At 64.9% G+C, this 14,216-nt stretch carries 11 protein-coding genes; 7 read left to right on the top strand and 4 right to left on the bottom strand.

Going from position 1 to position 14,216, the window contains the following annotated elements:
- Positions 1–43 precede the first annotated feature (43 nt).
- The gene (locus HPY83_13325; protein NPV08929.1) at positions 44–1,147 is read left to right on the top strand and encodes a hypothetical protein; all 1,104 of its coding nucleotides are present in this window, start codon (positions 44–46) and stop codon (positions 1,145–1,147) included.
- Positions 1,148–1,242: 95 nt separating this feature from the next.
- Here HPY83_13325 and HPY83_13320 read toward each other — a convergent pair whose 3' ends face one another.
- Positions 1,243–1,983 (bottom strand): triose-phosphate isomerase, encoded by a 741-nt coding sequence (locus tag HPY83_13320; protein ID NPV08928.1) that lies wholly within the window; start codon positions 1,981–1,983, stop codon positions 1,243–1,245.
- A 691-nt stretch (positions 1,984–2,674) separates the two neighbouring features.
- On the opposite strand from HPY83_13320, the gene HPY83_13315 reads away from it, so the two are divergent.
- A complete protein-coding gene (locus HPY83_13315) occupies positions 2,675–4,180 on the top strand; it encodes a fucose isomerase (protein ID NPV08927.1) in 1,506 nt (501 codons plus the stop codon).
- Positions 4,153–5,691 carry a hypothetical protein gene (locus tag HPY83_13310; protein NPV08926.1) on the top strand — a complete coding sequence of 513 codons (1,539 nt, stop codon included), beginning with the start codon at positions 4,153–4,155 and terminating at the stop codon, positions 5,689–5,691. Before HPY83_13315 ends, HPY83_13310 begins: the two co-directional genes overlap by 28 nt.
- 98 nt (positions 5,692–5,789) lie before the next feature.
- Here HPY83_13310 and hflX read toward each other — a convergent pair whose 3' ends face one another.
- From hflX to trmFO, 3 genes are all read right to left on the bottom strand, one after another.
- On the bottom strand, positions 5,790–7,082 hold the full coding sequence (gene hflX, locus HPY83_13305) for a GTPase HflX (protein ID NPV08925.1): 1,293 nt from the start codon (positions 7,080–7,082) through the stop codon (positions 5,790–5,792).
- Positions 7,083–7,185: 103 nt separating this feature from the next.
- On the bottom strand, positions 7,186–8,355 hold the full coding sequence (locus HPY83_13300) for an aminotransferase class I/II-fold pyridoxal phosphate-dependent enzyme (protein ID NPV08924.1): 1,170 nt from the start codon (positions 8,353–8,355) through the stop codon (positions 7,186–7,188).
- Between the two features lie 26 nt (positions 8,356–8,381).
- The gene (gene trmFO, locus HPY83_13295; GenBank protein NPV08923.1) at positions 8,382–9,719 is read right to left on the bottom strand and encodes a methylenetetrahydrofolate--tRNA-(uracil(54)-C(5))-methyltransferase (FADH(2)-oxidizing) TrmFO; all 1,338 of its coding nucleotides are present in this window, start codon (positions 9,717–9,719) and stop codon (positions 8,382–8,384) included.
- A 350-nt stretch (positions 9,720–10,069) separates the two neighbouring features.
- Between trmFO and HPY83_13290 the strand changes: the two genes are divergently transcribed.
- From HPY83_13290 to HPY83_13275, 4 genes are read left to right on the top strand one after another with little or no spacing between them, the layout of a single operon-like run.
- Positions 10,070–11,374, top strand: coding sequence for a thymidine phosphorylase (locus HPY83_13290; GenBank protein ID NPV08922.1), 1,305 nt, complete (start codon positions 10,070–10,072; stop codon positions 11,372–11,374).
- On the top strand, positions 11,371–13,104 hold the full coding sequence (recJ, locus tag HPY83_13285; protein NPV08921.1) for a single-stranded-DNA-specific exonuclease RecJ: 1,734 nt from the start codon (positions 11,371–11,373) through the stop codon (positions 13,102–13,104). Before HPY83_13290 ends, recJ begins: the two co-directional genes overlap by 4 nt.
- A gap of 9 nt (positions 13,105–13,113) precedes the next feature.
- Positions 13,114–13,674, top strand: coding sequence for a hypothetical protein (locus tag HPY83_13280; GenBank protein NPV08920.1), 561 nt, complete (start codon positions 13,114–13,116; stop codon positions 13,672–13,674).
- A 7-nt stretch (positions 13,675–13,681) separates the two neighbouring features.
- A complete protein-coding gene (locus HPY83_13275; GenBank protein ID NPV08919.1) occupies positions 13,682–13,954 on the top strand; it encodes a hypothetical protein in 273 nt (90 codons plus the stop codon).
- Positions 13,955–14,216: the final 262 nt, after the last annotated feature.

Genomic DNA, 14,216 nt, shown 5'->3' with positions numbered 1-14,216 from the left:
CCCGTCCGACTTGGCACCAGCTTATCGGGAGGCCTACGTCGCCATGGCCGCCGATTCCTATGCCCTCAGCGGCGATCTGGCCCTGGCGAAGGCGCGCCTCAGCTCGTGGGACCAAGAAGAGGCAGGCCGCATGTTGGAGCGCCTCCGCCAGGCCGCGGCCGACTCGGGGAGCATGGTACAGGCCATGCGGCTGGAGCAGCTCGCGGCGGATCTGGAGCTAGTCGCCGCCGCTGGCGGGCAGAAGACGACCGAGCCCGCCCCTGCCGAAGGTCCGCAGGCGCGCGCCACCGGGGCCGGGAGTGATGCTTCTTCCTTGCTGCTGGTGGCCGGCGTGGTGCTGGCAGGCGGTGGGCTGCTTGCGGCAGGCTATGCCGTCTTTCGACGGGCCGGTGTGGGTACTGTGACCTCCGCCCTGTCAGCCCTCAGAGCGCGTGCCGCTCGCGTGCCGCGCCCGCGCTTCGGGCCCAGCCCGCGGGTAACTACCGACTCGGCGCCGGCGAGACGCGAGGTCGGCCCGCCCACACAACCCGGGGCGGAGGCGGCTGTCGCCCGGCCGGAGGGGCCGGACCAGGAGGAGGACGAGATAAGCCTGGACGAAGCCCTCACCCTCCTCGCGCAGGAGATCGAAATCGAGGACCACGAAGAGCCTGCTCCCGATCGAGCCGAGACCCTTCCTCAGCTCGGGCGCGAGCGGGAAACAGCCCACGACGCGAACGTGATCGGCACCTACATGGCCACGTACCGGCACGGCTGCGATGAGATGTTCGACACCTCATTCAACCTGGAAGCGGATGATGGCGAGTTCCTGGGCGAGTGCGGCGTCGGAGTGGCAGAGACTGTGGGCGATTCCAGCCCCGAGCGGGCCTGCGCCATGGAGATCTGGCTCTTCGACAAGGGAGACATCCGTACCACCACCAAGCTCCTGGTGAGCGACTTTGCTCTCGATGACCCTGACATCCGGGATACCCTCGCTGGCAGGGGCGAAATCGTGAGGGCATCCAGAGGCCAGTCACTGCGCCTGGAGACGGCGGGCCTGGAGCTAAGGACCGAGGTCATCGACGTCAGATATGGCGATGAGCCGGACGCTCCCCCTCACTCCTACTTCCAAGAACTCACCCTGGAGCTAAGGGTAACTCGCAGAGACTAGAGCTTCTGGGTGAACTCGGCCTGCAGTCACAGGCGGCGGGGTGCCTTTGAGGAGCACCCCGCCGCCTGCTTACGACTCCAAGCCGAGTTGAGCAACTAGCGTACGGCCCGTTCCTCGGCCGCTATGCGGACAATCTCGACGAACTCGTCTGCCTTCAGGCTGGCCCCCCCGATGAGCCCCCCGTCAATGTCGGGCTGCTGCAGGAGCTCCCGGGAATTGGCAGCATTCATGCTGCCGCCGTACTGCACCCGCATGGCCTGCGCCACCTCACTGCCGTACAGCTCCGCTACCGTCGCCCGTACCACATCGGCGATGACCCGGTTCGCGCCCTCCGCGGTGGCGGCGCGGCCCGTACCGATGGCCCAGATAGGCTCGTAGGCGATCACTACGTCCCTAACCTGCTGTCCGGTAAGGCCCGATAGCACCCCACGCACCTGGCTCGAGACCACCCGTTCCGTCTCGCCTCGTTCGTTCTGCTCCAGGTCCTCGCCCACGCAGATGATCGGCACCAATCCGTGCTTGAGGGCGGAATGAACCTTCTGATTCACGAAGCCATCGGTCTCTCCGAAGTACCCACGGCGTTCAGAATGCCCCAGAATCACATACCGGCATAGCTCTCGCACCATCAACGGAGAGATCTCTCCCGTGTACGCGCCTGCCTCGGCCGGGTACAGGTTCTGTGCCCCTAGGCCGATATCAGTGCCCTCCACCAAAGCGCTCACCACCACCAGGTCCACGAACGGGGGGCACAGCACCTTCTCCACCCCGCGGATGGCTGCCAATCGGTCCTTCATGGCCTGGACCAGCTCCCGGGCTTCAGATGGGGTCTTGTTCATCTTCCAGTTGCCCGCAATATGGGGACGCGCATATCTGCTCCTCGGCACTAAGCCTTTGTCAAGATGGGCGAAAGACGCGGGATGGTATCACAGAGCACAGAGGCCAGCAAGGCTGGTTCCGGGTCACGGAGAGCACGATCGGGGACTCGATCCTGCGGGCCCTCTTCCCCGCAGCAGCCCCGCCCGGCGCGGCTCAGCCGACGTCTGGGGGGCGAAACCTACGGCACACCTCACTCAGGCTTCTGGCCACAGCGCCCAAGGTCGTCGCTCTCTCGGTCCTGGAATCCTCACGGCCGTTGTCGAGCGGGACCCGCGCCTGCCCCTCGACGGTCGAAGGGTTGTGTTCGAGCCGATCCCGGCTCTCGAGCTTGCGGCCAGACCTGAGTGCGGCCTCCATGCTCCCTCCTCTGGGAACGAGCGCGCTCTCATCATCGAGCGCCTTCTCCACCGTCCGGTCGGTCTTCGCCCCGGGATTCTATCCGTGGCCGGGGCATACCGCAACCCCTGCTTCTCCGGAGATCGACCGACCTGCCGGGAAGGCTCTCCAGAGGCATTGCGGCATCCGGTTCGCATGGGGGACGCGGGCGCCCAGGGTCGCGTTGACAGAGCGGCGTCGTCCCTCTAGGATGCCTTCCACCCACAGGCCATCTCTCAACAAGACCGTGCCGAACCGGTCTAGGAGGACATAGCTATGCGTTCCACTCCCATCGGACTGGTTATGATGAACGACGAGCGCCCGCACGTGATTGAGCAGAACGAGTCGCTCAACGTGTCGGTGCTGAGGCGCTGGGCTGAGGTGATCCGAGGCGCTCTGGTGAACAGCGATGGCTCTCGCCCCGAGGTGGTGGTGCTTGACCACACGGTGTCGTCAGTGCGCAGTGCCCAGGAGGCGGGCGAGCAGCTCAGGCGCGCGGGTTGTCGGTCCCTGGTGATGTGCTACAACGTGTGGAACTTCCCCTTCCTGACCTGGCCTCTGCTCCAGACGCTCGGGCCCGACACGCCCGTCCTCAGCCTTTCTAACAACAATGGGCGCTTCCCCGGCAATGTCGGTTTGCTGGCGACCGACGGGGCGCTGAGGCAGGCAGGGTTGCGCACGCACCGCATCGTAGGAGAGCTGGACGACCCCGCTACTCGGGCCAGCGTGATCAGTTGGCTGCGGGCGGCTCAGGCGCGCACCGCCATACAAGGGGAGGTCTATGGCCTATATGGCGGCCATAGCATGGGGATGGAGACGGGCTACTTCCACCTGGTGCCCAGCCTGCAGAAGTTCGGCTGCACTGCCCGGCAGGTAGACCAGTTGCTCTTGGTAGAGCGCATGAAAGCGGTGGATCAGGCCGAAGTCAGACGGGGCCGCGAGTGGTTCGAGCGCCTGCTAGGCGATCGCCTGCGGTACGACGGCAAGATGCTTACCCAGGAGACCCTGGAGACGCAGCTCCGGCTGTACCTGGCCCTGGAGGACGTGAACCACGAGAAGGGCTTCGACTTCTGCGGGCTCAAGGGACAACGAGAACTGACTGAGTACGTCTGCCTGGGGGACGTTCCCGAGATGTTGATGAATGACCCCTATGACTGGCGGGGTCCCAAGGAGCCTACCGTCTGTGCCACCGAGGCCGATAGCTTCGCCGCCATCACTATGGAGATCCTCAAGTACATCAGTGGTGGGCTGCCCACTCTGTTCATGGACGTGCGGCTGTATCACCCGGACCTGAACCTTTGGGACTGGTGCAACTCTGGCAACCACGCCAGCTGGTACGCCCGCCGCAGCTCGGACCCGGCAGAGAACTTCTCCAAGGTGACGTTGCATCCCGCCCTCGAGTTCTACTTCAAGGCCGGCGGCGCTTCGGTCGAATTCGATGCCGCCGCAGGGACTATGACGTACGCCCGTCTGGGCCTCTGGGACGACGAGCCCTACATGGTCATAGTGGCAGGTGAGGCAGTGGAGCTCCACCCGGAGGAGAGCGCGAGGCTCAAGTCTGAGACCGATCCAACCTGGCCCCATGTGTGGGCCCGGTTGGATGCGTCGTTCGAAGAGTTCCTGGCTGTCTTCCCTGCCAACCACGTCCAGGGCGTCTACGGAGATCACGTCGAAGCACTCACCCGATACTGCGACATCGCTGGCATCACACCGGTCGTCCTCGGAGAGGCCGGCCAGAAGAGGATACCGCCCATATGGGAACGCCTAAGCAGCTCCTCCTAGGCATTGACGTAGGCGCCACCGGCATCAAGGCTGGCGTGTTCGATAGCACCGGCAGCCTGCTGGCTTCCGCCGGTCGCCGCAACGGCCCCGTTCACCAGCCCGGGGGACAGCCCGGCTGGATGATCTGGGACGTGGAGCGCATCTGGGAGAGCGTGTGCTCGGCGTGCGCTGAGGCGCTGGCCCAGGCCGAAGGAGAAGTCGCCGGGGTGTCCGTAACCGGGTTCGGCGCCGACGGCGTCCCACTGACGCGCGACGGGGAGCTGCTGTACCCCATGATCTCGTGGCACTGCGCCCGGACGGTGGCTCAGCGGGACTGGCTCAACCATCAGGTGGATCCACTGGAGATCTACCGGATCACTGGCTATCACAACTACCCGATCAACACCATTAACCGCTTGCGCTGGCTCCGGGAGCACGAACCGATGGTCCTGGACCGCGCCCACCGCTGGCTCATGGTCCAGGACTACATCGTCTATCGCCTGACCGGAGCCTTCAGCACTGAGGCAACCATTGCCTCGACCACCATGGGGTTCGATCTGAACACCCTAAGCTGGTCGGAGCGCCTTCTATCAGTGGTGGAGGCGCCGCTAGGTATCTTCCCGGAGATCAGCCGCCCCGGCTCCGTCCTGGGCACAGTGCACTCTCTGGCTTCCGATAGGTCTGGCATCCCCGCCGGCACCCCGGTCGCTACAGGCGGGCACGACTGCGAGATCGGGGCCCTGGGATCGGGCGTCACCTCGCCGGAGACATACATAGACATCACCGGCACCTGGGAGATGGTGATCGCCGCACTAGACAGCTTCCAGCCGCTGCAGGCTCTCTACTCCGAGGGGATTGACTACGAGTGCCACACGGTGCCGGATCGGTACCTTTGTCAAGGGCTGATGCTGGCCGGCGGTGTGGTCGAGTGGGTCCTGAATGCGTTCTATAGCGACGTGGCGCCGGATCGCCGCTACGAGGCGCTGATGCAAGAGGCGGCGGCCGAATCAGCAGGTTCCGGCGGGGTCATGGTCCTGCCCGCCTTCGTGCGAGGCATGGGCGCGTTTCAGGCCCACGACGCCACCGGCGCCATTATCGGCCTCACCACCACCACCCGCCGAGGTCAGGTAGCCCGGGCTGTCCTAGAGGCCTGCTGCTACCAGCTTCGCAAGCAGACGCAGGTGATATCCAGCGAGCTAGGCATTCGGCCAAGTTCCATGCTGGTTCTGGGAGGAGCCACGCGAAACCCGCTCTGGCTCCAGATGAAGGCAGATGTGACCGGGCTGCCGGTGGATGTGCCCAAACACGAGGAGATCACACTCCTCGGGGCAGCTATGCTGGCCGGAGTGGGCGCAGGCGTCTACGCCGACCTCGATGAGTCCATCGAGGCTACCCGGTTCCCGTCGCGCACGTCGGAGCCTGATCCTGAGGCGCACCGGCGGTACTCCGACCTGTACGAGAGCCTTTTCGCCCTCTTACCATCATCGCTTGGGTCAGTGAACCGGGGCGTCTCAGAGCGCTTCGCTGGCTGAGTTCGCTGCCGTACTCCCGGGCCGGCGCCCATAGCGAGCGAGCGCCGGTCCGGGCAACTGCCCAGGGGTGGCTCTGCGTGCCATCCGATTCAGCGCACTCAGGGGCTGGCCCGGTCTCGCTGCCTGACGGTGTCAGAGCAGCTACCGGCCTCCACCGAGGTGGCTCGCTGGCCATCTCGCAAGTAGGGCTCCAGCTGGCCCAGTAGACTGAGGGGCACCGAAGCCACGATCAGCGTGCCTTCTGCCAGGTGCTCCTGTCGGTGAACGTTGCCGCAGCGATGCACGGCCGAGAGCACGTTCGAACGCTCGTAGGGGATCACGGCTCTGACCTCTACGCCCCGCCGGGCTATCACCTGAGCGATGGTGGCCAGGAGCTTGTCGATCCCTTCCCCTGTGAGCGCCGAGATGGCCACGATGCTGTCGCTGCTCTCGGCTCGAGCGCGCCGCGCCTCCTCCTCCGGCAAGAGATCGACCTTGTTGAGCCCCACTACCACTGGGGTATCCTCCACCCCCAACTCCCGCAAGGTAGCGTCGACCACCTCGACCTGCCTCTCCACGTGGGGGTGTGTTATGTCCACTACATGCAGGATCACATCCGCGTCGGTGATCTCTTCCAGGGTGGCCCGGAAGGCTGCTACGAGGTCTGGGGGTAGCTTCTGCACGAAACCGACGGTATCCGTGAGCAGCGCTTCCCCTCCTCCAGGCAGACGGACCCGACGGGTCGTCGGATCCAGAGTGGCAAACAGCTGATCTGCCGCCAGCACGTTGCTGCCCGAGATGCGATTAAGGAGGGTGGACTTGCCGGCGTTGGTGTAGCCCACGATGGCCACGATGGGGATGCCGCTCTTGCGACGCCGGCCACGATACAGGGCCCTGTGCCGGCGCACATCCTCGAGCTCCCGCCTCAGTTGGGTCAGCCGCTCTCTCATCCGTCGGCGGTCTACCTCGAGCTGAGTCTCTCCCGGCCCTCGCAGGCCGACCCCGCCGCGGGTCTGACGCGAGAGATGCGTCCAGGCTCGGGTGAGCCGAGGTAGCATGTACTCGTACTGGGCCAATTCGACCTGGAGGGCTCCTTCACGCGTGCGCGCGTGCTGGGCGAAGATGTCCAGTATAAGTGAGCGCCGGTCTATCACCCGGGTGCGAAGCTCGCGCTCCAGGTTACGTTGCTGACTGGGGGATAGGTCATCGTCGAAGATGACCACGTCGTATGGTACCGCGCTCTTGAAAGCCCTGACCTCCTCCACTTTGCCGGGGCCCACGAAATAGGTGGCATTGGGCTGATCGAGAGCTTGGGTAAACTCCCCTACTACCTGCACCCCTGCCGTGCGCGCCAATAACGCCAACTCATCCAGGGAGTCGTCCACCGGCCAGGCGCCGGCCTTGCTTCGCATATCAACGCCCACCAGGACGGCTCGCTCCACTTGCTGCTCAGTGCTTTGAAGCTGTTCCTTGTCTATGCTGGTTCTCCTCCCATACTACATCGCTGACCGGGACTCAGCTCCGCCCCGACCACCAGTCCTCCCACCGCTGCATAGCCTCGGCAATGCGACCCGCGGGCTGCACCAGGGAGATGCGGGCATACCCTTCACCGCAGTCGCCGAAGGTAGATCCGGGCGCGATGCTCACTCCCGTCGCCTCCAGCAGCTGCTGACAGAAATCCGCCGACCGCCAACCTTTGGGCACCGGGGTCCAGACGTAGATCGCCCCCTGTGGGCGGCGCACGTTCAGGCCCATGCGATGGAGCCCTGCGACGGCAACCTCCATGCGCTCAGCGTACACCGCATTCCGCTGCTCCAGCCAGGTCTGATCGCCCGTCAAAGCCTCAATCGCCATCTCCTGCACCGGCAGGGCGATCCCTGAGTCCACGTTGCTCTTCACCAGCGCCAATGCCTTTACCGCTTCTCGATTCCCGACCGCCATGGCCACTCGCCAGCCCGCAAGGTTGTGGCTCTTGGACAAGGAGTTGAACTCCAGAGCCACATCTATCGCCCCAGGGACCTCGAGGATGCTGGGAGCGCGATAGCCGCCGTACGTGTTCTCGGCGTAGGGGGCGTCGAAGCATAGGAGCAAGTCGTGCTCTCGGCAGAAGTCTACCGCCTCCCGCAAGTACTCCTCCGGGGCAGCCACCCCGGTCGGGTTGTTAGGGTAGTTGAGCCACATGAGCCGAGCTCGGTTCAGTACGTCTCCCGGTATGGACTGAAGGTCGGGAAGGAAACCATTCTCCTCCCGGAGGGGCATCGGATGATAGCCTGCTCCGACCATCACCGGCCCCATGCTATACGTCGGGTAACCGGGATCGGGCACCAGTGCCAGATCTCCCGGATCGAGCCAGGCGGTGGCAATGTTAGCGATCCCTTCCTTGCTCCCGATCAGGGGCAACACCTGTGTCTCCGAGTCCACCTGAACGCCGAAGCGATTGGCGTAGTAGCTGGCCACTGCCTGACGGAACCTCTTGGTCCCGAAGTAGCCACCGTATCCGTGCTGGGTGTCCTTGGCAGCATACTCCTGGAGAGCCCGGATGATGGGCTCCGCGGGAGGAAGGTCCGGGCTACCGATGTCTAGCCTTATGACATCCACACCGCGGGCGGTCATCTCGGAGATAACTCGGCCAAGACTGGCAAAGGGGTACGGCGGCAGGTCGGTGATCCTCTTGGCTGGTCGCATGATCGTGATTCTCTCCCGGTGGTGTATCAGACAGTCGCCCCCTTTGGCAACAGGTCCTCCGTGGCTATGAACTGCTCCAGTGCACTCAGGGACCGGTCGGCGTAGGCAGCATAGCGCTGCTGCCGCTTCAGGCGCCCCTCCAGTGGCGGCATCAGCCCGAAGTTCGGCTTCATGGGCTGGAAGTCCTGTACCGCTTCATGGCTGATGTAGCGGCTTAGGGCTCCTATCATCGTCTCCGGCGGGAAGCTGACGGGTCTAGTCCCGAGAAGCACGCGCGCCGCGTTCAGCCCCGCTACCAGCCCGGAAGCGGCACTGGCTACGTAGCCCTCGGTGCCGGTCAACTGGCCGGCAAAGAACAGCCCCGGCCTGCCCCTCAGCTGGAAGGTGGCCTCCAGCAGACGGGGCGAGTCCACAAACGTGTTCCGGTGCATCTGACCATACCGCACAAACTCCGCCCGCTCAAGCCCGGGGATCAGGCGGAATACCCGATCCTGCTCTCGGTAGCGTAAGTTAGTCTGGAAGCCGACCATGTTGTAGAGCGTGGCAGCGGCGTTGTCCTGCCGCAGCTGCACTACGGCAAAGGGACGCCTGCCTGTGCGGGGATCGGTGAGGCCCACAGGGCGGAGAGGGCCATGAGCCAGGACCAGCCTGCCCCGCCGAGCCATGACCTCCACCGGCAGACAGGCCTCGAAGAAGCGCTCGTCACCGGCTTCGAAGGAGCGCAAAGGGGCCGTCTCTGCCGCGGCCAGTTCGCTGACGAACCGGTCGTACTCCTCCTCCGAGAGCGGGCAGTTGATGTAGTCGTCCTCCTGCTCGTATCGCCCGGCCCGGAAGGCGATACTGAAGTCCAGCGACTCCGCCGTCACGATGGGGGCCATGGCGTCGAAGAAGGCAATCCGCGATGCGCCGGTTACCCGAAGGATGTCCCGTACCAGATCGTCCGAGGCCAAAGGACCGGCGGCCACCACCGTCACCCCCTCGCTGGGCAGATGCTTGACCTCTTCCCGCATCACGGTGATCAGGGGGTGGGACGATACTCGCTCAGTCACCTGCCGAGAGAAGCTTTCGCGATCCACGGCGAGCGCGCCCCCAGCGGGCACAGCACAGCCATCCGCGACTTCCAGGATGAGTGAGCCCAATCGGCGCATTTCCTCCTTAAGCAGGCCAGAAGCCCGGTCACGGAGGTTGGAGCCGAGCGAATTGGAGCAGACCAACTCGGCAAAATCGGCTCCCGTGTGGGCTGGAGTCATCTGGCCCGGGCGCATCTCGTACAGGTGGACTGCCACGCCTCTAGACGCGATCTGCCACGAGGCCTCACTGCCGGCGAGCCCGGCGCCTATCACTGTTATGGTATCCTTACTCATGATATTATCTATTGTAATCAATGGTGGAGCAGGCATCAAGCGCGGTCTGCCGGTTCCTCCACCACGCGGTTCCGCGTCCTCCCCTTGTGACCTCGAGAGCCTGTCTGAGGATGCTCGTAGGCGATGACAGGTTCGCGGTAGGCTACCATCACCGCGTTGCCCCTGGGCGGCCACGCGGTGGATGCATGCCACTGCATGAGCGTCGGGAGCATTCTGTGTAGTCCATGCTACGCAGAGTGCCGGACAGGCGTCTCGGACCTATTGCCTACCAGGGGGAGACAGCCATTGACTTCCGGCCTAAGCTTCCGGGCAATAAGAACGTATGATAGACTCGGGGAAGGGGCAAGCGCGTGAATGTAGTGGATCTCATCGCCGCCAAGAGGGACGGGTGCGAACATGCTCCCGGCGACCTCAGCCGGCTCATCTCGATGGCCGTGACCGGCGAAGTCGCCGACTACCAGCTGGCCGCGTGGCTCATGGCGGCCTACATCCGCGGCCTCAATCGGGCGGAGACAGAGGAACTGACGGGAGCCCTGGTGGCTTCAGGACGCGCCTATCCGCTGGGTCACTTTGGCCCTCACTCGGTTGACAAGCACAGCACTGGGGGAGTGGGCGACAAGACCTCTCTAGTCGTAGTACCCCTTTGTGCCAGCCTGGGTGCCACGGTGCCCAAGATGTCGGGGCGGGGCCTCGGATTCACCGGCGGCACCCTCGACAAGCTCGAGTCCATCCCGGGCTTCCGCACTGCTCTCGCTTCGGCCGAGTTCGAGCGCATCGTTTCCCGTGTTGGCGCTGCCATCGCTGCGCAGACCCAGGACCTGGTGCCGGCCGACGGAAAGCTATACGCCCTGAGGGACGTCACCGCCACGGTGGACTCGATCCCCCTTATAGCCTCCAGCGTCATGAGCAAGAAGCTGGCCCTGGGGTGCCCCGCGGTGGTTCTGGACGTCAAGGTGGGCGAGGGGGCCTTCATGGCCAGCCTGCCCCAGGCGGAGGCTTTGGCGCGCCTGATGCTGGACATCGGACGTGGCGCCGGCCGCCGCATCAGCGCCGTCCTGACGCCCATGGACCAGCCTCTGGGCCAGGCGGTGGGCAACTCGCTGGAGGTGATTGAGGCCCTGGATACCCTACGCGGACGCGGCCCAGAGGACTTCGTCAGGCACTGCGTGCTGGTGGCGTCCGAGATGCTGGGTGCCGCGGGGCTCTATCCCTCCGCCCAATCGGCCGCTCCCGCGGTTGAGAGTCACCTTCGCTCCGGGGCAGCAGAAGGCAAGTTCCTCGAGATGGTCGAAGCCCAGGGAGGCGACGTCGAGGCCCTGGTAACCGGCGCGCTCCCCCGAGCGCCTCAGTCGGCTGACGTGTTCGCCCGGCGGTCCGGCTTCGTCCGGGCTATCAGCGCCCGAGCTATCGGGCAGGTTGCCGCGAGCCTCGGCGCAGGGCGGCGGCACAAGGAGGATCCCGTTGACCTTGGAGCCGGCATCCTGCTGCGCTGTAGCTTCGGGGGCCAAGTGGATAGAGGGCAGCCAATGGCTACCTTGTATTCCTCCTCCAAGGCACTGCTCGAGGCGGCGATAGCGCCGGTTCAGGGCGCCTTCGTCATAGGGGAGGAGGCACCGGAAGCCCTTCCACTGGTTCATCGGGTGCTGCGGGCATGAGCTTGAGACCTCGCTACCGCTGGATCAGCCGGGCCCGGGAGGGTGCAGCCGCCACCGGATCCGATGGGGAAGACCTTCTGGTACGGATACTGCGCAGCCGCGGCCTCACGAGTCCGGCTGAGGTGAAGGCCTTCCTCGATCCTCTGGGAGTCGGTCCTCTATCCCCCTTCGATCTGCCGGGCGCTCATGAGGCAGTGGCTCTGCTTCGTTGGGCCATAGGCCGAAAGCGCCGGATCGTGGTCCACGGGGACTACGACGCCGACGGGTTGAGCGCCACGGCGCTCATGGTGAAGGGCCTTCAGTCACTGGGAGCGCAGGTCGTCCACTACATTCCCAACCGGATGGACACCGGATACGGACTAGATGCCACCACAGTCGCCGAGTTGGCCTCCCGAGCTGACGTGCTGGTCACGGTGGACTGTGGCATTCGCTCGGTGGAGGAGGTAAGCCTTGCCCGCCGTCTGGGCATGTCTGTGATCGTCACCGATCACCACCTTCCCGGCCCCGAGCTTCCTTCGGCCGACGCCCTGGTGTGTCCCCGGCTGCCCGGCTCACGCATTTCGGAGGAGCTGTCTGGGGTGGGTGTGGCCTATCAGGTTATGCGAGCCCTGGGGGAAGTCGAGCAAAGGTTCGGTGATGGCAGGGAAACAGGTGAGCAAGGCACGTTGTGGCCTTTCGAAGACCAGGTGATTGAGCTCGTGGCTCTGGGTACCATAGCCGATGTCGCTCCCCTGTTAGGGGAGAATCGGAGGCTGGTTCGGGCGGGTCTGGAGAGGATGCGGCGTGAGCCGTGCGTGGGCATTGTAGAACTGGCCCGGGTAGCGGGAGTGCCTCTGGCAGAGCTGTCAGCCTGGTCGGTGGCCTTTACCATCGCCCCCAGGATCAACGCCGCTGGAAGGCTGGGATCGAGCCTGCCGGCCCTGGAGCTTCTCCTGACTGCGAGCCCAGGCCGCGCTGCCGAACTGGCCCGGTTCCTCGACCGGACCAACCGGGAACGTCAGCGCCAGGTGAAGCGATGCCTGGAGGTGGCCAAGAAGCAGGAAGCTAGCTGGGAGCTGGATGCGGCGCCGCTCATCTTCACCGCAGCGGAGCACTATCACCCGGGCATCGTGGGGTTGGTGGCTGGTCGACTCTGCGACGAATATGGGGTGCCAGCCGTGGCCGTGTGCCTGGACGGCCGCGTGGCTCACGGATCGGTGCGGTGCCCGGAGTGGTTCGGCGCCAGCGAGGCACTGGAGGGTTGCTCTCCCTGGCTCGACAAGCACGGTGGCCACTCACAGGCGGCAGGGTTCACTTGTGCTGTCGCCATGCTTCCTCGGGTAGAACGTCACCTGAGGGACAGAGCGGCTGCCGTCGGTGCCGGCTGCGACGTGCGCGGCACGCTGGCGTTCGATGTGGAATTGCCCCTAGTGGGGACCGGGTCGGCCCTGTGGCAGCAACTGGAGGCCTTGGAACCGACTGGCTGTGGCAACCCACGACCCGTGCTGGTCAGCCGCGGGGTGAGGGTGTTACAGAAATCGCTCATGGGACGGGACGGCAACCACCTGCAAATGGTGCTGCAGCAAGACGGGCATCAGATGCGGGCAGTGGGGTTCCGGCTCGGTCACACGTTGGCGCTGCTGGGCGACAGGGTAGATCTCGCCTATGACCTCGATGAACACAGCTTCAATGGCACCACCGAGCGAAGGCTTCGGGTGCTTGATCTAGCGGATCCCTTCGACTCAGAGTAGGAGGCGCTCATGCCCATCGTGCAGGTACGATACTTCGACGCTCCTGGCCCGCAGAACACGCAGGAGACGCTGGCGGCCGCGGTCTCTCGAGCGGCTGAGCTGGGCATCAGGCAGGTCGTGGTGGCCAGTACTCATGGCTCTACCGCGCATCAGGCACGAATGGCCTTCCCGCCAGATACCCGAATCGTGGCCGTGACCATATCCGCCGCCTTCTCGCGCGAGGGTTGGGCGATGTCCGATCAGGAGCGCCGCGGCCTCGAGCAAGTTGGCGTCACAGTCTTGACAGGGCTGCATACCCTAGGTGATGATGTTAGCGAGGCCATGGCGGGGGAGGCATGGCCCCCCAACCGCATCGTCCGGGAGACTCTCTATCGCTTCTCCCAGGGCGTCAAGGTCGCAGTGGAGGTGGCTGTCATGGCCGCCGAGGCCGGCCTCCTCGACATGGAGTCCGACGTGATAGCCATTGCCGGCTCTGACTCGGGCGCTGACACGGCTCTGCTGCTCAAGCCGGCTTACGCCCGTGACTTCCGCCGCCTCAAGATCCGAGAGATTCTGGCTATGCCAAGGTGATGTGCTGATGCAGTTGCGTGAGTTGTGGGGACGGCTCTCGGGCCCGACCAAGGTAGGGCTGGCTTTCGCTGCTCTGGCCATCGTCCTGACTGTGGCCGGTCAGTTGCGCCACCCGGGTGACATCACCTTTAGGTCGCTGGTGATGGGTATCTTGATCGGCGGAGGCTCTTGGGGCCTGGTGTCCTGGGCCATCGCCTACGCCGCCTGGGACGTGGAGAAGGAGATCGCCGGCAGCGATGACGAATCCTCGCCCAGCGACGCCGAGCGCGCCGCCCGCTGACACCGCTCTGCGCCACTTGACCCTCAGGGGCACGAACGGATGACCCGCCGCTCCAAACAGAGCGGCGGGTTCTGCGGCTACCACCTGACGGCTGTGTCGAGGGGAGCAGCGGACCGGCTGAGTGAGGTGGAGAGGGTTCTGGGTGTTTGTGGGTGTTCCTACTTGGTTGGCAGTGCGGTGTGGCCTGGTTCTTGGGGAGTTGCAGACCGTGACTATGTGACAAACGCCCAGCCACAGGCTGTTGCTCAGTGGATCTCCCACC

Source organism: Anaerolineae bacterium (assembly GCA_013178015.1).
Classification (GTDB): domain Bacteria; phylum Chloroflexota; class Anaerolineae; order DRVO01; family DRVO01; genus Ch71.
The sequence above is the reverse complement of the archived record's forward strand: the minus strand, read 5'-3'. Positions and strand labels throughout refer to the sequence as shown.